Genomic DNA, 18,824 nt, shown 5'->3' on the forward strand with positions numbered 1-18,824 from the left:
GGAATGCCCCATCATCTTGGCGATGCTTTCCATTGATATGCCCGAAGTAACCATGTTTACTCCGAATGTATGTCTTGCAACGTGTGCGGTAAGGTTCTCATTTATACCCAAAGCCACACCGAGTGAATGAAATTCAAACCACATGGAATCACGTGAAGAAAGAGGGAAAACAGGTTTGCTATCATCCGCTGTATTGTATAGCGACATTATTTGTTCAGCTATCGGGTGCAAGGGAATGAACGCTTCGTTGTTGGTCTTTGCTCTTTTCTCACGGATGTATTTTCTACCGTCTGCCGTCATCCCGATATGGTGTGGATACAGGTTACGCAAATCGACATAAGCCAAACCTGTAAGGCTGGAGAAAACAAACATTCTTCGTGCCAACTCCAAAGCCTTATCCTCCATAGGAGTCTCCATAATGAGCAGCAAGTCATTTCTGGATATATGTCTACGCTTTGGTGAGCCTTTCTTTTCATATCCGACATCTTCCAATGGATTGAATTTCAGCAGACCTCTGTCAACAGCTATATAAACCAAGCGTTGCAACCAACAAAGATTATGGTTCGTATTGGATGCACTATACCCTTTGCCAATCAAGAACAACTTATAAGATTTGCCAAATTCCTCAGTCAAATCTTCAAATGCAATGTCATTCATTCCTCGTAACCCGATGAACTCTCGCAAGTTGAGCTGCGATGTCTTTGATTGGCGATAAGAAGATGTTGAGTTAATACGGATGGAGCGCAGCCTAAGGCGTTCACGCTCCTCCTCGCCAGTGGCAAGCAATGTCATCGGGATAGTATTTGCATCAACAATAACATTCTTCAGAATCTCGGCGGTAACGATGCCCTTTTCCTTTGTTGCCTGCTCGTAGGCTTCGTCAATTCTTAGTCTGAACGCTTGCAGTTGTCCGTTCACTCTTGCATTCTTGGCTTCACCTTTTTTCGTGTCCCATTCTTCGGGAGCACAGTAAAGACCTGTTGCTATGGCTGACACTTTGCCGTCAATCGTGATACGGCAAAATATAGATGTGGTTCCGTCTGCCTTTACTCTGCCACGGTTGATATAATAAAACTGCTTGTATGTACTTCTCATTGTTATGTTCCTTTCTTATTTTGTGATAATATTACAGGACAAACTTGAAGTCCTTGTTGGCTTCGATGAACTTGTCCATATCCTCAAATAGCTTTTTCGGAGTGACACGTGCATAGATTTGCGTGGTCTGAATGTTGTTGTGACCAAGCATTCTGCTGATAGTCTCTATCGGAACACCTTCTTCGAGCGTGACGAGCGATGCGAAACTGTGCCGTCCAACATGATAGACCAAATCCATACTTATGCCAGATAGTACTCGGAGACTTTTCATGTTACCTCTTAGCACTCGAAATTCCTGTGGTGGTAAAAGAGTAGGTCTTGTCGGGTCTTTGTATTTCTTCAACATGGCAAGCGCCTCTGGCAGTAACTTCACACGTGCAAGCATCTTGTTCTTCTTTCTGTGGTATTTCAGCCAAAGGCTGCCCTCCTCATCACGAAAGATGTTTTCTTCCGTGATAGAAACAGTATCGGCATAAGCCGTGCCTGTATAGCAGGCGAAAAGAAAAAGGTCACGGGTCAAAGCCAACGATTTTCTTCGCTCTGGTATTTCGAGGTCACGAATTTTCAGGAAGTCCTCACGTGTCAATGCCTTTGGTGGATTCTCTTTCTTTTGAGGTAGCTTGAAGTGCATGAAATGATAACGCTCGGAGTGTCCTGCCTTGAAAGCTATTCGGCAGGTCTTCTTCAAGATGGCGAGATAGTGGCGGACTGTATCAAGTGCAAGACCTCTCTCGTCCAAGCAAAAGTCCATGTACTCACGGATAAACTGCTCGTCAAGCTCACCGAATGCCACATCGTCAGTTCCATAACGCTTCTTGACGAACAATACCAATGTCAGGCGAGTGTACTGGTAGTTTGGCAGCGTGCCTTTCTTGTAGTCGATGCCGATTCTTGACTCAATGTCCGCAATGATGGCGTCAAGCTGCTTCAACAAGGTCATCTGAGTGTCTGCACTGCATTGAAACAGATCCTTTATCGCCTTTGCGTCAAAATCCGTCTTGCGCTCCACAAGTGACTCGTAGGCTGAGTTTATTGCCAGCAACAGCTTGTCAATCTTGGCGTTCACTTCCACAGCCTCCTTGCTCTTGCCGTCAAGTCTGCTCTCACGTGGATTCCATAACTTTGGCGTACATGACAACTTGCAACCGAACTGCGCCATTGTTCGGTTGAGGGTGATGCGTCCCATGATGGGAGCCTTACCGTTCTTGTCCAATCCGCTCTTTTTGAGGTAGAGCAGCACTTTGAATTTTTCAACTTTCATCTGCTTACTTTTTTAGTTTGCAAAAATAATCAATCAGTAAGCATTCTCTGTCATTGAAAGTTGTGCAGAACAGTGCAACAAACACTGGTGACAAACTATTTGTTTTTCACCTCGTTAGCAGTGTTGGTTTCGGTAACTGACCGCTAACGGTTTGGTAACTGAAATAACTCAATAGACTGCTCGGCTTTGCTTTGCAGCCAATTGGCAGAATTATGAAATATTGCTCATTCTCAACCACTTGCAGTTCATTTCTCTCATATTCACTTTCCGTTGCTTTTGCTTAAATTGTGCATCATATAAGTCACAACATTGTTACCATCCATCTCACCCTTGGCAATTCGCAGGGGAGGTATGTGATGAGGCTGAGACTATCTATTACACCTTCGGACCTGAGATTCAGAATTACTCATTCTGAATGAGTAAAAATGATAGAAATTACTCATTCTGAATGAACAAAAATGAAGATTTGTTTGGTTGTTTACTTAAAAAATCGTATTTTTGCAAGCAAATAGATGATTGAACATGAAAGAGTTATTGAAGCAAATTATATTTGAGCAGCAGGATTACTGCAAGAATATAGCACAAGATACTGTGCCGAGAGACATAGAGGAAGAGTGGCTTACCACAACGGAGATACTAATTATTACTGGTATAAGACGTTGTGGAAAGTCTGTTTTGCTTCAGCAAATGCGCAACAAATTGCCGGAGCAAGACTTCTTTTTCAATTTTGATGATGAGCGACTGGTCAACTTTACTGTGGCAGATTTCCAAACATTGCAAGAATGTTTCTTCGAACTCTTTGGTGAGCAGCATACCTATTATTTTGATGAGATACAGAATGTGAAGGGCTGGGAGACCTTTGTGCGCCGTCTCTACAACGAAGGCAATAAGGTGATTGTAACTGGATCAAATGCCCGGATGCTGAGTAGAGAGCTTGGTACTCATCTCACGGGGCGTTATATCGCAGTGGAGATTTTCCCTTTTTCCTTTCAAGAATACTTGCAGTTGGCAAAGGTGCAGCTGGAAGCCAAGGACTTTTATCTAACCAGCAAGCGTGCCATTCTCTTGGGGCATTTCAAGGAGTATTTGGAGAAAGGTGGATTTCCTAAGTATCTCCAGTCGTCATCCACTCGTTACCTCTCGTCACTCTACGATAGCATCATCTTCCGTGATGTGATGGCTCGTAATGGGTTGACCAATGATAAGGAGATGCAGGAACTCATCTTTTATCTCGCCAGCAATGCCACGAAGCGCATTACCTATACCTCACTTGGTAAGATAGTGGGCATTCGTCATTCCGAAACCGTCAAAAACTATTTGGAGTACATCGAGCAAACCTATATGATATTCCAGCTCATGAAGTATTCGCCATCGGTAAAGGTGCAGATGCTGAACCCGAAGAAGATTTTCTTCATCGACAATGCCATCGTGAGTCGCATCGGATTCAATGCCACCGACAATATGGGAGTGAAGTTGGAAAACATCGTGTTTATCGAATTAAAGCGTCGTGGGTATGATGTTTTTTATCATGCAGATAAGAAGGAGTGTGACTTTGTGGTGAGGGAGGGCATGAGAATCATGAAGGCTTATCAGGTAACGATAGCCATGAATGATGAGAAAACTCGCAAGCGAGAAATCGAGGGGCTGATGGAAGCCATGAATGCTTATGGCTTGGCTGAGGGATATATTCTTACGATGGAGGAGAAGGAAGAACTTGAGATAGATGGCAAGCAGGTTCATGTTCTCCCTACGTGGGAATGGATGTTGAGAGAGAAGTGAAATATTATAAAAAAAGGTAATTTATGGAAACATTCAATGATGTAATATCTGGCAATCAACTGGTATTGGTTGATTTCTTTGCTACATGGTGCCAACCTTGCAAGATGATGCACCCTGTGTTGGAAGACTTGAAGAAGACGGTGGGCGACAAGCTTCGCATCATCAAGGTAGATGTAGATGCTCACAATGATGTGGCGGCACAGTATGGCATTCGCTCTGTGCCAACCTTGATGCTCTTCCGCAATGGCGAGGTGCTGTATCGGGAGAGTGGTGCGATGTCGAAGGCTGACTTGATGGCATTGCTCGATCCTTTTATATAAAGGAAGCATGACTTGTTGGTTGCCCATTCCGAATTTACTGCAAATTTACAGTAAATTCGGAATGGAATAAGCTCTTATGGGTAGATCTTTCTTTTATGGTAAAAGATGGAAAGATACCTTATTTATCTGATTTTCAGTGCTTGTTTAGTTAATAAATATTATAAAAATAACTTTGTCTTATCAAAAAGATTGTCCTATTCGGAATTTATTGTAAATTTGCAGTAAAATCGGAATAAATGATTATGGCAACGTATGTAAATAGACAGATTTATCTGCAAAAGCTGATTCATCGGCGAGACAATGGTGAGGTGAAAATCATAACGGGGACTCGTCGATGTGGTAAGTCGTGGCTTCTGAAAAAGGTTTATCATGACTATTTGGTGAGTCAAGGTGTACCTAAGAAAAACATAATCATGGTGTCTTTTGATGTGGATGAGGATATTACAGGGGAGGATTTGACCAATCCGATGGTTCTGAAACGCTATCTCTATTCCAAGATAATAGATGAAGATGCCAGCTATTATGTATTTCTTGATGAGATACAAATGGTAGAGGGATTTGAGCGTATTGTGAATGGCTTGAATGCTCATGACAATGTTGATGTCTATATCACAGGCAGTAACTCCAAGTTTCTTTCAAGTGACATCAATACGATTTTTCGAGGTCGTGGTGATGAGGTGAGAGTTTATCCTTTCTCCTTTAAGGAGTTCTGCACAGATAGGTCTGATTCTATTAACGAACTTTGGAAGGAATATTATACATACGGAGGAATGCCTGCTCTTCGTAATCATCCTACTCCTGAGCAGAAGGTGAGTTATCTTCAAAGGTTATGGCAAAAGACATACTTTGATGATGTGGTAGAGCGAAATGGTATCAAGAATCGTGTGGCTTTGGAGTGCTTGGTGGATTCCTTATGTTCTTCCATTGGATCGCTGACCAATCCGAGCAAGATACGTAATACTTTGGAGAGTGTGCAGCATGTAAAGCTTGATGCGGATACTGTGTCTTCCTATATGCAATGCTTGGAGAATGCTTTCCTCTTCGAGGGTGCTCGCCGCTATAATGTAAAAGGCAGGAAGTATTATGAGAGTATCAAGAAATATTATGTGGTGGATGTCGGCTTGCGTAATGCCCGACTGAATTTCCGGCAACAGGAGGTTACCCACATCATGGAGAATGTCATCTACAATGAGTTGCGTATCCGTGGCTATGTGGTGGATGTCGGTGTGGTGGAGAGTCGGGTGATGCGTGATGGCAAGAGTACCTACCAACAGTATGAGATAGACTTCATTGCCACGAATGGTCTCAACAAGTACTACATCCAGTCGGCATATTCTTTGCCAACGGAAGAGAAGCGTGAGCAAGAGCTTGCCTCGCTGAAGAAGATAGACGATTCTTTCCGCAAGATAATTATTGTGGGCGATGACATTGCCACATATATGGATGCTAATGGTTATGTCTTTATGGGGCTGTTCCAATTTCTTAAGAATGAGGATGTGATGGAGTGAAAAATCAATATAAATACATATATTTTGGAACAACTCCCTGTGGAATACAAAGAGTTGACCAAGGAGGTGGATGAGAAAAATCACACTACATTGCTGCTGCGCCATCTTACAACTTATACGGAGAAAAATCGTTGTGACTATTTCATTCATAAGGATTTGAAAGGCTTCCTTTTAAGAGAAATGGACTTTTATATCAAGAATGAGATTCTTGTGATAGATGACATTGATACTACTGAGACTAAGAAGTTCTTGTCTCATTTAGCTGTTGTTAAGGCAGTTAAGGCTGTTGGAAAAAGCATCATTACTTTGATGGCGCAATTAGAGGAGTATCAAAAGAAGTTGTGGCTAAAGAAGAAAATGGTGGCTTCGGCTGATTTTTTTGTCACTCTTAATCATATTCCTGCTTCTTTGTATGAGGAAATCGGACAGAATGACAAGCAGCGTGAGGAGTGGGTAAAGCTTTATGCAATAGATAAAGTGAAATTGGAAAAGGGTGAAATCCCAGGAATGAAAGCGGAATACTCAGTTCCGTTGACTCCGCAATTCTTGAAGGAAAATGAGACTTTGGTCGTGGAGTACGCTTGAAAGGCTATGGCTTTTCCTTGAAACGTACTTGCAAATTGGACAAGGGACAGTGTCCGGATGAGGTACCTGGGCATATTGGTATATTGGAAACTTTGAACATCTTTGGATTGAAAGCAGACTATATGGATGAGTTTAGTCGAATCATCAAGGATGAAGGTGTAGAAGTGAATGTACATGACAAGGTAAAGGTAGAGTTGCCTTTAATGCCTAATGTTGTTGACTTGGAGAAAAAACGCTTGAAGTATTTGTGTTTGAAGAAAGGTAAAAAATATATCAAAGATGTTCCGCTTTTGCGATTGGATATGGATGCAACTATTGCGGCAAGCCCCGTTGTGGGCTTGTTGTTAAGCCTGAGGCTACAATAGAAGATGTAAAAAATATGTTTGTTGACCATCATGTTTATTTCATGAAAGAGGATGGGAGATATATAGATAAGATGATTCATGCAATATTGACATCTGGTATAGTTTAATAAAAGAGTACAAGATGAATAAAGACTAATTAAATATTCTAGACAGCGTCTGACAAATTCAAATATAATAATGTCTAAGCATAAGTCATACAAGAATATCATTTCTCTTACTTCCCTTAACTTTCCCACATGCGAAAGTTATGTATAAAAATGTTCATCTGACAGGAGAGTCTAATCCCCAGCCTGCTTGAGAAAAAAGGCTGGGGATTTCTGATCTTAATCACAGTAAAATTCCGGATAAATAGTTATTCAACGTATGTAAGCTGGCAGGTTTGTATGCAGCCAGCCTAAATCACCTTGACACTCTTTTTTCCTCCTCTTCCATCAATCACGATTTTCTCGAAGACGATGGCTGGGTCGTTAGGAGTGAGGGTGAGGGTGTGGATGCCATCGGATGAGGCTGGCAGCTCTAGCTCTATCACCTTGTCCACGATGCGAGTGGCTATCGTTGGATAATAGATATTGTAGATGTTCTCCGGCTTCTCGTTTAGGTCCTTGTTGAAGTTGACCTGAATAGGAGTGGCTCCGTCGATGCTGACACCATAGGTGAGACCACCCTTGTTGAGGTAATCCAAGGTCGATTTCGTAATCACATGAATGCGAACCTTTTGTTTACCATTGGATGCATTGCCATCCGAAGACTTTCCGGCTTTCATCTTAAACTTGTAAGTGATGCTGGCTCTCTTCACGCTTTTGGTGTATGGCATCAAGGTCATGCCTGCCATGCTTTTGCCCATGAATGGAATTTCTGTCCATTTTGCCTCGGTAGCATCCGTCTTGCTGCTATAATAAGGTGCTTCGATTTCTACCACGCCATCATTGCCAGCTATCACCGTTTCATTAGAAGATGTTGATACCCGGAAGAGCTTAGGACAGGTGTCCTTCTCAAAGCCATCGTGCCATGATGTGTAGCCGATGTGCTTCTGCGTCATCATGCCGTTCCATTTGCCACCAGCCATCTTATGGTTGTATTCATCGCAAATCAAAGAGTCTCTCTTGAAATGGTTCTCGCATTCATCAGCCCATACATTCGCCTTCGGATTGCCCTGCTTATAGAGGGCATGGTTCTGTGCCTGGGCAAAATACATCTGATGCAGATTGCTCATCATCTCGATAGGGAAGAGGATAATTTGACGATAGGCGTCGTGATAGGATGCCGGCAGACTGTTGTACTGGCGCAGCGCATCGGCTTCGAGCTGGAGATACTGGTTTACCACCTCCTGCCATTCACCGTTTTCCAGACTGTAGGTGTTCTTGTCGAGCATCTCTGGGGTGCAGCGGCCGTTGTACTTACAGATGAGGTTCAGAATGCGGGCTGCTTCATCGGCCTGCGATTCACCAAACTGCTGTGCGCACCAGTCGCGGGTATGGCGGGTGATGTTGTTTACATCGTATTTATGTGGATTCCAAGCCATGTCCATAAACTGGCTGATAGGATATTCCATCGGCTTGAGGTCGCCAACATTGAGAATCCAGAGACGGTCGATGCCATTCTCGTAAGCAAGCGTCAACTGCTCCCAAGGATTCTGCACAGGAGTAACGTTGAGCATCTTTGAGTTTCTTGGAGCACCTACGTAATCTACGTGATAGTATAAGCCCCAACCGCCTTTGTGCTTGCGTTCCTTGGCATTCGGCACACGGCGCACGTTACCCCAGTTGTCATCGCAGAGCAGGAGGGTTACGTCATCAGGCACTTTCATGCCCTTGTCGTAGTAATCCAATACCTCTTTATATAGTGCCCAAACCTGTGGGGTTTCGCTAGCCTTTCTGCCGGTTACGTCAGCGATAATCTTACGCTGGTCGTTGATGATGTTGGTCATTAACTTCGTATCTGCCTCTTCGCTCATCGCTTCATCGCCGTCGCCGCGCATTCCGATGGTTACAATCTGTTCTGTTCCTTTCATTCGCTCAATGCCTTCACGGAAGAACTTCTGCAGGTTAGCCTTGTTCTTCTGATAGTTCCATGGTCCCCATCCCTTTCGGTTGCGGGCGTATTCCTGGTGGTTGCGGGCCATCGGTTCATGATGGGAAGTACTCATCACTACGCCCATCTCATCTGCCGTCTTCTCGTTTTCAGGGTCATCGGCATAGAAAGCCCAGCCCCACATGGCAGGCCACATCATGTTACCTCTCAGTCGCAATACCAGTTCGAAGACGCGCTGATAGAAACGGTGGTCGCCATATCCGGTGCCGTAGGTATTCTTTACCCATGACGTTAGGCAAGGTGCCTCATCGTTGAGGAAGATGCCGCGATAACGTACGGCTGGTTCGCCATCTGTATAGATTCCTTTGTTTACGAAAATAGAATCGTGGTGCTCTACAGGCACGTCTGCCCAGTCATACCAAGGCGATACGCCCATCTGCTGCGAGAGTTCGTAGATGCCATAGATGGTGCCTCGGCGGTCGCTGCCAGCAATGACGAGCTGACCATCTATGAGCGTGATGATAAACTTTTCCCGTTTGCCCTTCAGTAGATTTCCGTTGATGCGCTTCTGTTTCACCAGTTGGTCGATGGCTGCTGAATGGCCGATGGTGCCTACGAGGATAGCTGGTCGGGCTGTGTCGGCTTTTTTCTGAAAACCGGCATCCGAGGTGAGGGTGACTGTGGCTCCACTCACACTTTTGATATCTTGCAGCAGGGCATGAGCAGCATAGCTCACTCCTTTGCAGTCGTTGGTGTCCATGTAGATTTCTACCCGGTTATTGGCATTCAGCAGCAAGTCTCCTTGCTTGAAATCTACAAATCTGTCGGCTGCGCTCATGCTGATTGTTGAGAGCAGGGCAGCGCCAGCCAGGAATGTTTGCTTGATGTTGTTTAGTTTCATATTTATTTATTTTGTTGTTATTTTCCGATTGTCAGCAATGTGTTTTTGCCGGTTGCAAAGGTAGCCAAAACTATCCGGATATACTTTATTTTATGTAATCTTTAGTTTTTAATATGTTTCATTTTTACTTTTCTGTCCGTTTCTCTTTGTGTTTTCAAAGAAAAATAGTAATTTTGCATAGTAAAAACAGAAAAAAGAATATATATAATGATAGACAGACCGACGATAGCAAAAATTATGGATGCCACCAAGATAGAAGAGGTGGTATCTGAATTTGTTACGCTCAAGAAGCGTGGCATCAATTATGTCGGCTTGTGTCCTTTTCATAACGATTCCAATCCATCTTTCTCTGTATCTCCAACAAGAGGTATCTGTCATTGTTTTACCTGCGGAAAGGGAGGTAATGCAATCAACTTTCTGATGGAACTGGAACAGATGACCTATCCCGATGCTCTTCGCTGGCTCGCCAAGAAATATAAAATAGAGATTCAGGAACGGGAACTGACCAACGAAGAAAAACAGCGCGAGAGCGAAAGAGAATCCATGTTTATCGTCAACGATTGGGCGGCGAAATATTTTCAGGATATTCTCCTGCATGATGTGGATGGTATCGCTATCGGTATGGCTTATTTCCGAGGAAGAGGTTTCAGGGATGATATCATCAGAAAATTTCAGTTGGGTTTTGCGCTCCCTAAGCGTACTGCTCTTGCTGAAGCGGCTAAGGCGGCTGGCTATAATCCGAAATATCTGGTTGATACGGGACTCTGCTTCAAGGTGGATAAGGACGAAGCCGGCAATAAGTCGGGTGAGGATAAGATTCTTGACCGTTTCTCGGGCAGAGCCATCTTCCCTTGGTTCAGCGTGAGCGGCAAGGTGGTAGCTTTTGGCGGACGAGTGCTCGACAGCAGAACCAAGGGCGTCAGCCAGAAATATGTCAACTCGCCTGATAGTGTTATTTATCATAAGGAGCGCGAACTCTATGGACTCTATCAGGCCAAGAAGGCGATAGCCAAGGAGGATTGTGTCTTTATGGTGGAAGGATATACCGATGTTATCTCGATGCATCAGTGTGGCATCGAAAATGTGGTGGCTAACTCGGGTACAGCGCTGAGCGTGCATCAGATCAGATTGCTGCACCGCTTTACCAGCAATATCGTTCTTCTCTATGACGGCGATAATGCGGGTATTCATGCTGCGCTGCGAGGTACCGATATGTTGCTCGAAGAAGAGATGAACGTAAAGGTTCTCTTCCTCCCTGACGGCAATGACCCTGACAGTTTCGCCCGCAGTCATTCGGCAGAGGAATTCAGAAGATATATTCAGGAGAATCAGACCGACTTCATACAGTTTAAGACCGATATTCTGCTGCGCGGTGTGACAGACCCTGTAAAGCGAAGCCAGGCTATCAATTCGATTGTAGAGAGCATCTCGAAAATCAAGAATCAGATAACGCGCGCTTCTTATATCACCGACTGTTCTCACCGTTTGGGCGTGAACGAGGCAATTATCGTGAATGCCTTGAATAATTTTGTGCGCAACGGTATGAGTGAGCAGGTAAAGGCCGAGCGACGTGCTGCGGGATTGAAAGATTCGCCTGTAGCGGCAGCGCAGCAGGCGCAATCGGTGATGAGAGCGGTTACCCCACTGGATAAACTTCTGGAAGTAGAAGGACTTCTGGTACAGTTGATTATTCATCATGGCGACCAGCTCATCACAGTACAGGATGTAGACGGAAATGATGTGGAGGTAGCTGTGGCCCAGTATATCAGTCTTGATTTGGGTGGAGATGGCTTTAAGTTTCATAATGATTTATATAATCAGATTATGCAGGAGGCTGTGGAGCATCTCGAAAAAGAAGATGATTTTGTCGCTGAAACTTATTTTGCCAATCATCCGAATCCGGAAATCAGCAGGTTGGCAGGTTTGCCTACAGGTGACCAGGAGGTATCTACGGCTAGTCTGCAGATGAAGATGAACGCCGATAAGCTCCGTCAGTTTGTCTTTAAAGACATCTTGAGCTTCCGCACTCATTATATTGCTCAGCGTATTATTGAGGTACAGCAGGAGTTTGCCAGGAATCCGACCAATCGTGAACTGCTGCAGGAGTTTATGAAACTCAAGCAGATGAACACGCTTCTGGCGAGTCAGGCAAACAATATCTTCAATTAACCGGAACTCCTGTCCTGTGGGGAGGAACTCTGTAATGAAGTATTAGAGATTTAAAAGGAGAAATGCTATATGATTTATTTTCACTGGATATATCTGTTGCTTTATGTCGTGATAACCGTTCCGGCTATCATCACCGTCTTGATGGACAATCGTCAGCCCGCCAAGACGATGGCATGGATATTGGTCTTCTTCTTCATCCCCTTTGTGGGTATCATCTTCTATTTCTTCTTCGGACAGAATACCCGCAAGGAACGGCTTATCAGCGACCGCAGCATGGACCAGCTCACCAAGCGCTCCATGCTCGAGTTCGTAGAGCAGGAGAATCTTCACCTGCCAGACAGCAATAAACCGCTGATGAATCTCTTTGCCAACCAGAGTTGGGCGTTGCCTTTTAAAGATAATCAGGTGGATATTTATACTGATGGCTACGATTTCTTCCTTACCTTATTATATAATATAGGACAGGCAAAGCATCATATTCATCTCGATACCTATATCTTCGAAGCCGATGCCTTGGGATATCTGATAGCTGATGCCTTGATTGATAAGGCGGAGCAGGGAGTGGAGGTGCGACTGATTTATGATGATGTAGGCTGCTGGAAGGTGAAGGATGAATTCTTTGAACGTATGCGTGATGCAGGCATTGATGTACATTCGTTCATGCCAGTCCGCTTTCCGGCTTTTACGAGTAAGGTAAACTATCGTAACCACCGCAAACTCTGTGTCATAGATGGTAAAGTGGGCTTTATCGGTGGCATGAATATAGCTCTGCGCTATGTGAAGGGTGATAAGAAACAGGCTTGGCGCGATACGCATCTCCGTATTGAGGGCGGTGGCGTTTACGCCATTCAGAGAGCCTTTCTGGTAGACTGGTATTTCGTAGACCGTACATTAGTTACCAATCGCCAGTATTATCCGCCGGTCAGTGCGCATATCCGCAACAATTGTCTCGTACAGATAGTTACGAGCAGTCCTATCAGTCCTTGGCCTGATATCATGCAGGGCTATGTCCGCATCCTGCTTCAGGCCCAGAAGTATGTGTATATGGAAACGCCTTATTTCCTGCCGACTGAACCTGTATTGTTTGCCATGCGAACAGCAGCTCTGGCGGGTGTGGATATCCGTCTGATGTTGCCCCGTCATGCTGATGCCAAACTGGTAGAGTGGGCATCACGTTCGTATGTGATGGAGGCGATAGAGGCTGGCGTAAAGGTTTATCTCTATACGGCAGGCTTTAATCATAGTAAATTGCTGGTGAGTGATGATAATCTCTGTACGATAGGCAGTACGAATATTGACTTCCGAAGTTTTGAGAATAATTTCGAAGCGAATGCGTTCTTCTTTGATGAGGAGATGGCACAGCGCGTGAAGGCTGTCTATCTGCGGGATGAGGCGAAGAGTATCCTGGTAGATGATGTATCTTATTTCGTAAAACGTCCGTTCCTGCAGCGTCTTTTCGAGAGTACGGTAAGATTACTCTCGCCGCTGCTGTAACGAATAAATCCCCGTTTGCATCTTGTCTGGTGCAAACGGGGATTTTTTTATCTGAATATTGAGAAGTTTACGCTTCCGTAACTTCTGTGTTCCAGGAATCGTGGATGCTCGGAGAAATCATAGTCTTTGCCATGCTCAAAGACGAAGATGCCTCCTTCGTTGAGATAGTCGCCATTCAGAACGAGGTCTGGAATCTGCGGCAACTCCTTCAGAGCATATGGAGGATCAGCAAAGATAAAGTCAAACTTCTGCTTGCAGGTCTTCAGAAAACGGAATACATCACCACGAATCAGAATATCCTTGTCTTCGCCCAACTTCTGAAAACATTGGCGTATGAAGTTGGCATGGTCGCGGTCGGCCTCTACGCTGATTACCCGGTTGCAGCCTCGTGATACCAGTTCGAGTGAAATGCTGCCCGTACCGGCAAAAAGGTCGAGGGCAGAGGTATCTTCGAAATCAATATATCCCTGCAGCACATTAAAGATGTTCTCCTTTGCAAAATCTGTTGTCGGACGCGCCTTAAACGAACGTGGAATGTCGAAATGGCGTCCCTTATATTGTCCTGTTATGATTCTCATATTTACTTTGAACTTTGAATGTTGAACATTGAACTTTATGATAAGCTATTCTGTTGAATTCTTAACTATCAACTTTTAACTATCAACTCTTGTCTTACTTACTTAAGTACAGTGCCATTAAATCGAATGGCAGACCTTTAATCTCTGTGATGGGCGCACGGTTGAATTCGGCGGCAGGATTCAGAATGAAGGTCTTCTTGATGTAGAGTTTCGTGTTGTAGAGGAACCAGTCCTTGTCCGGAACATTGCCTGATACATGCAACTCATCCTGCATCTGGTTGAATCCTAACTGCTTCCATACATAGAGAATGAAATAGAGGGCATCCTTGGCATGCTCAGCATTGAACGAGTTGAAAAATTTGAAACGGTTCTTCTCGAAACTGAAAACGTCCAGTTTCTTGTCGTGGAAATAAACATAGAGCTTGCGGTGAATGCCGGTGAAACTGCGATGATGCAGATAGTGCCACATCGGTTGCATGATAGGTGTGAAGCGAACATCCTTAAAGTTGTCTTCTACCACCATCTTCAAATCCTTGTTGATAGGGAATACCGCTACCGCATTCAGTTCCGGCTGCACTCTGTAGAGAATGGCATCGCTGTTATGACTGTTGAAGGCATGCAGATAGAGTACATCGATATCCTCTTCATGAAATTCTTCGATAGGAACCAGCAGGATAGGCGAATCGAGATATACGCGTACCTTCTGGTATCCCCGCTGCAGGAGAGTACTCTCCTTGAAAGCCTGACGCAAGTTGGCTGCCATCGAAACACCACTCTTTACAGTATAAGGTTCATAGATGAGCTGATGCTCTGCTTCACGGTCAACTACCGAAAAACTGAGGGTGTTTCTGCTCACGCGGATGGTGAGGCGTGCTTGCTGAATGTTGTTACCTTTTATTTGCATATCTGTTACCAATTACCTGCGTTGTTATTATCTGTCGTTAAATCGCCTATCTTGAGTCCGGGATAGTTGCCGGCATAGTTGGCCTCCTCTATCTTCTGCTGGATGGAACCTTCATCGAGTCCGTCGAGGAAGGTTTCATAACCGGCCCCACATTCCATCACCGGAATCTGCTTACCGCTTTTTCCTACGATAACCGTGGCAGCAAGTGTAAACTTCTTACCGTCGGCATAGGGAATGTATTGAGCATCTTCCTGTAAGTACTTGCCTTTTACCAGTGTCGGAAAATCTCCTGTATATACGCCGTGTTTCGCCTTGTATTTCTCTTCAGCCTGACGTATCTGCATCAGTTTCTCCTTCACCTCTGCTTCTCTGCTAGCCATGGCCTTCTGGAAGCGGATGGGCTGGCTTACACTCAGAATACAGAGTAGCATCATGATGATGACGCATGCTCCCAAAATATAATTATTCTTTATTCTTTTTCTCATTTCAAAAAGTATTATTACTTTTGCACTGCAAATAGGTGCAGTAAATTTTCTGCAAAGATACTAAAAGTTTTCGAAATATGAACATTGAAGAGTTAAAATATCAGATATTACAGCAATTTGCCTTTCCGCCAACCCCAGAACAGGCTCAAGCGCTCGATGTTTTCGTGCAGTTTATGACGGATAGTAATCCTCATGCTGTGATGATTCTCCGGGGTAGTGCGGGTACCGGTAAGACGTCGCTCTCGGGTGCTATCGTCCGTACGCTCCGTGCTGTTCGCCAGAAGGTGATGCTCCTTGCTCCTACGGGTAGGGCGGCTAAGGTTTTCTCTCAGAACAGCGGGATGCCTGCCTATACCATTCATCGCCGCATCTATCGCGAAAAGGCGTTTGCCGGAGTGGATGGACAGTTCAATCTCAATGATAATCTCTATACTGATACGCTTTTTATGGTGGATGAGGCTTCGATGATTGCCAATCTGGGATTAGGCGGAACCACCTTTGGCAGCGGTTGTCTGCTAGATGATCTGATTCATTTTGTGTATCAGGGACGTAACGACCGCCTCTTGCTGATTGGCGATAAGGCACAGTTGCCTCCTGTTGGTGAGGAAGAATCACCAGCCCTTTCTGCTGCGATGCTCCAGGGATATGGACTGTCGGTTTATGAGTGCGATTTGAACGAGGTAGTCCGCCAGAGTCAGCAGTCGGGTATTCTCTTTAATGCTACCCGCATCCGTCAGATGATTACCCACGATGACATTACCCAACTGCCTAAAATCCGTTTCTCCGGTTTCTCGGATATCAGGGAGATGCCGGGTGCAGAACTCATCGAGGCTCTTGGCGACAGTTATCATCATGTAGGACTGGACGATACCATTGTTGTGACTCGTAGCAACAAGCGCGCCAACATCTTCAACCAGGGCATCCGCAACATGGTGCTTGATAGGGAAGAGGAACTGGAGAGTGGCGACATGCTGATGATTGTGAAGAACAATTATTATTGGATGGAGGAAGAAAGAAAGAAGATAAAGGAAAGGCAATTAAGTGAAGAACGAAAAGTGAAGAGTGAAAAATTTAATACTTTAGCTAATCATACAGTTCAAAGTAACGAAGTTCCAAGTCATGAGATTCCTGCTTTCCTGGCTAATGGCGATAGGGCGAAGGTGATGAAGGTGAGCCGTCGCATCGACCTCTACGGCTTTCATTTTGCCACCCTTCTGTTGAAATTTCCCGATTATGATAATTATGAACTGGAGGCTACGGTATTGCTGGATACCTTGACGAGTGAGGCTTCTGCTTTGACCCATGATCAGCAGGAACAGCTTTTCCATAAGATAGAGGAAGATTATCAGGACATACCACTGAAGGCAGACCGTATGAAGGCAATCCGGCAGGATCCGTATTTCAATGCTCTGCAAGTGAAGTTTGCCTATGCCGTTACCTGTCATAAAGCGCAGGGCGGACAGTGGTCGCATGTTTATGTAGACCAGGGCTATATGACGGATGATATGCTTACTCCCGATTATATCCACTGGCTCTATACTGCATTTACCCGAGCCACCGAAATGCTATATCTGGTGAATTGGCCAAAGACGCAGGTAGAAGGAGAGTAAATTACTCTTCTTCTTTTGTTCAGGATTTATATGAAAAGAAAAAAAGTCCGGCTCTCTTTCGAAAGTCGGACTCTTAAATTTTTGAGTTATTTTTTGGGAAAAGTGGGTAGTGATGGATTCGAACCACCGAAGGCATAGCCAGCAGATTTACAGTCTGCCCCATTTGGCCACTCTGGTAACTACCCAAAAACTTTATATCTCAAAAGCGAGTGCAAAGGTAATGCTTTTATTTGATATTACCAAATTTTTTCGGCACTTTTTTCTCTTTTCCTTCAAAAAATGTTCATTTTCCCCTATAAAATAGGTTTTTCCCCTCTCTTCCCCCTTTTACTTTTTTACCCTTTTACTTTTTTACCTTTTTACCCTTTTACCTTTACCACATGTCTTCTGCGGTGTTTCCTCGACAGCCTTCTGTGCTTGTAATGTTCATACTTCTTGATGGCAACGAATACCGTGAGGGCAAGGACTACGGCTAGCAGGAAGATAACGATGCCGCCGCCCAGATTGTCGCCCTTCACCTTCGACCACATATCCAATACCTCGGGAGTATGATCGCCGGCATCATGAATCATGGCGCATCGGGCTACTATGCTGCTGTCTGGATACATGATAGGGTTGAGATGGGCACTCCTGCCTTCCTCGCCAAAGAAGTAGGCCAGATTTACAGGTTTGGGATACGCCTCAGCATCGCTCATAGCTTCTAATACCTTCTTGCCTGCCACGCTACTCACATATCCTGTAGTCTCCATATTAGCGAGTGCCACGTCTTCCTGACAGAGATAGTTGATGAAATAGGCGGCAGCCTTCGGATTGCGGGAATATTTAGGGATTACCCAACCGTCGAACCATACATTGCTTCCTTCTTTCGGTACCTCATATCCCAGTTCTACACCCACTTTCCCGGCTTCTTCAATAGCCCAGACGGCATCACCGCTCCAGGTCATGTTGAGATAGGCTTTGCCTTTGGTCATGGTCTCCTTGCCGAAGTCGGCTTCCCATCCTTCAATGTTTGGCTTCAGAGCTTTCAGCTCTTTCTCTACTGTGGCTACGGCAGCTGGTGAATAGTCGTTCATCAGCTGTGGTACGGTCACCTTGCCTGTTTCCAGGTCTTTACGGTGTGCCCAGATGAGGGCGGTGCCATAGGAGTCGCGGTAGGAATCCTTCATCAGGAGTTTGCCCTGATATTTTCTGTTCCATAAAGTTCCCCAGGTCTGTGTATCACTTATAGGTACGTGTACCTTATTATATAGAATGCCACAGGTTCCCCACATGTAAGGCACGGCATAATGGTGGGCGATGCGGCCATTGTTGGAGGTGGCATCTATCTGCTCAACAATGTATGGTGATACGTTGCTGATATAGTTGGGCGTTTTGCCGAAGACGGTGTCGATAGGTAGGAGAAGGTCTTTGCGGAGCATGCGCTCGATGATATATTCTGACGGGCATACCACATCGTAGTCTTCATGACCTCGCTCTATCTTGGTAAGCATCACCTCATTGATGTCGAAGGTCTGGTAGATGACCCGGATCTTCTTGCCGGTCTGCTGTTCATACCATTTCGGGAAGTTGGCAAGAACGTCTTCATCTATATAATCAGCCCAGTTGTAAACCTTCAGAATCTCCTCGCGGTTCTCTTTGTTGTAACAGGAAGAGAGCGGCAGAATCATCAGCAGGCAAAGAAAGAGAAAGACGATTGTCTTAACTCCTTTTACTCCACTGACTCCTAATAATATCTTGTT

General features: G+C 44.8%; 15 protein-coding genes and 1 tRNA gene. 8 read left to right on the plus strand and 8 right to left on the minus strand.

Annotation, left to right across the window (positions count from 1 at the left end; genetic code table 11):
* Together NNC77_RS13530 and NNC77_RS13535 are read right to left on the minus strand one after the other, a co-directional pair.
* Nucleotides 1-1,095 (minus strand): site-specific integrase (locus tag NNC77_RS13530; protein ID WP_254986890.1); only part of this gene is annotated, 1,095 nt, incomplete at its 3' end.
* A gap of 31 nt (nt 1,096-1,126) precedes the next feature.
* Nucleotides 1,127-2,356, minus strand: coding sequence for a tyrosine-type recombinase/integrase (locus NNC77_RS13535; protein ID WP_254971397.1), 1,230 nt, complete (start codon nt 2,354-2,356; stop codon nt 1,127-1,129).
* 522 nt (nt 2,357-2,878) lie between these two features.
* Here NNC77_RS13535 and NNC77_RS13540 point away from each other — a divergent pair.
* The 5 genes from NNC77_RS13540 (at nt 2,879) to NNC77_RS13560 (ending at nt 6,913) form a co-directional block, all read left to right on the plus strand.
* Complete coding sequence (locus NNC77_RS13540) at nt 2,879-4,135, plus strand: ATP-binding protein (RefSeq protein WP_254971400.1); 1,257 nt, start codon at nt 2,879-2,881, stop codon at nt 4,133-4,135.
* A gap of 23 nt (nt 4,136-4,158) precedes the next feature.
* The gene (trxA, locus tag NNC77_RS13545) at nt 4,159-4,455 is read left to right on the plus strand and encodes a thioredoxin (protein ID WP_006847073.1); all 297 of its coding nucleotides are present in this window, start codon (nt 4,159-4,161) and stop codon (nt 4,453-4,455) included.
* A 242-nt stretch (nt 4,456-4,697) separates the two neighbouring features.
* A complete protein-coding gene (locus NNC77_RS13550) occupies nt 4,698-5,963 on the plus strand; it encodes an ATP-binding protein (protein ID WP_040552944.1) in 1,266 nt (421 codons plus the stop codon).
* Between the two features lie 24 nt (nt 5,964-5,987).
* A complete protein-coding gene (locus NNC77_RS13555) occupies nt 5,988-6,548 on the plus strand; it encodes a hypothetical protein (RefSeq protein WP_254971403.1) in 561 nt (186 codons plus the stop codon).
* Between the two features lie 122 nt (nt 6,549-6,670).
* Nucleotides 6,671-6,913: a hypothetical protein gene (locus NNC77_RS13560; protein ID WP_254971404.1), complete on the plus strand. Its 243-nt coding sequence runs from the start codon at nt 6,671-6,673 to the stop codon at nt 6,911-6,913.
* 394 nt (nt 6,914-7,307) lie between these two features.
* Here the strand turns inward: NNC77_RS13560 and NNC77_RS13565 are convergent, their stop codons facing one another.
* Complete coding sequence (locus tag NNC77_RS13565) at nt 7,308-9,845, minus strand: glycosyl hydrolase 115 family protein (protein WP_254971405.1); 2,538 nt, start codon at nt 9,843-9,845, stop codon at nt 7,308-7,310.
* A gap of 207 nt (nt 9,846-10,052) precedes the next feature.
* Here NNC77_RS13565 and dnaG point away from each other — a divergent pair, with 207 nt between their 5' ends.
* Both dnaG and cls read left to right on the plus strand, forming a co-directional pair.
* The gene (dnaG, locus tag NNC77_RS13570; protein WP_254971407.1) at nt 10,053-12,014 is read left to right on the plus strand and encodes a DNA primase; all 1,962 of its coding nucleotides are present in this window, start codon (nt 10,053-10,055) and stop codon (nt 12,012-12,014) included.
* Nucleotides 12,015-12,083: 69 nt separating this feature from the next.
* Entirely contained in the window at nt 12,084-13,508 is a 1,425-nt protein-coding gene (cls, locus tag NNC77_RS13575; protein WP_254971409.1) for a cardiolipin synthase, read from the plus strand.
* A 47-nt stretch (nt 13,509-13,555) separates the two neighbouring features.
* Here cls and rsmD read toward each other — a convergent pair whose 3' ends face one another.
* Genes rsmD through NNC77_RS13590 form a run of 3 tightly spaced genes read right to left on the minus strand, consistent with a single transcriptional unit; the run spans nt 13,556 to nt 15,475 of the window.
* Nucleotides 13,556-14,125 (minus strand): 16S rRNA (guanine(966)-N(2))-methyltransferase RsmD, encoded by a 570-nt coding sequence (gene rsmD, locus NNC77_RS13580; protein ID WP_254971427.1) that lies wholly within the window; start codon nt 14,123-14,125, stop codon nt 13,556-13,558.
* Nucleotides 14,126-14,180: 55 nt separating this feature from the next.
* The gene (locus NNC77_RS13585) at nt 14,181-14,990 is read right to left on the minus strand and encodes a DUF3822 family protein (protein ID WP_118154248.1); all 810 of its coding nucleotides are present in this window, start codon (nt 14,988-14,990) and stop codon (nt 14,181-14,183) included.
* Nucleotides 14,991-14,995: 5 nt separating this feature from the next.
* Nucleotides 14,996-15,475 carry a hypothetical protein gene (locus NNC77_RS13590; protein ID WP_117586237.1) on the minus strand — a complete coding sequence of 160 codons (480 nt, stop codon included), beginning with the start codon at nt 15,473-15,475 and terminating at the stop codon, nt 14,996-14,998.
* 77 nt (nt 15,476-15,552) lie between these two features.
* On the opposite strand from NNC77_RS13590, the gene NNC77_RS13595 reads away from it, so the two are divergent.
* Nucleotides 15,553-17,085 carry an ATP-dependent DNA helicase gene (locus tag NNC77_RS13595; protein WP_118154224.1) on the plus strand — a complete coding sequence of 511 codons (1,533 nt, stop codon included), beginning with the start codon at nt 15,553-15,555 and terminating at the stop codon, nt 17,083-17,085.
* Between the two features lie 103 nt (nt 17,086-17,188).
* On the opposite strand, the gene NNC77_RS13600 is transcribed toward NNC77_RS13595, so the two are convergent.
* Together NNC77_RS13600 and NNC77_RS13605 are read right to left on the minus strand one after the other, a co-directional pair.
* A tRNA-Tyr gene (locus NNC77_RS13600) sits at nt 17,189-17,270 on the minus strand.
* A gap of 174 nt (nt 17,271-17,444) precedes the next feature.
* Entirely contained in the window at nt 17,445-18,752 is a 1,308-nt protein-coding gene (locus NNC77_RS13605; protein ID WP_254971428.1) for an ABC transporter substrate-binding protein, read from the minus strand.
* Between the last annotated feature and the right edge of the window lie 72 nt (nt 18,753-18,824).

The sequence above is a fragment of the Segatella copri genome (assembly GCF_024330485.1).
Classification (GTDB): domain Bacteria; phylum Bacteroidota; class Bacteroidia; order Bacteroidales; family Bacteroidaceae; genus Prevotella; species Prevotella copri_L.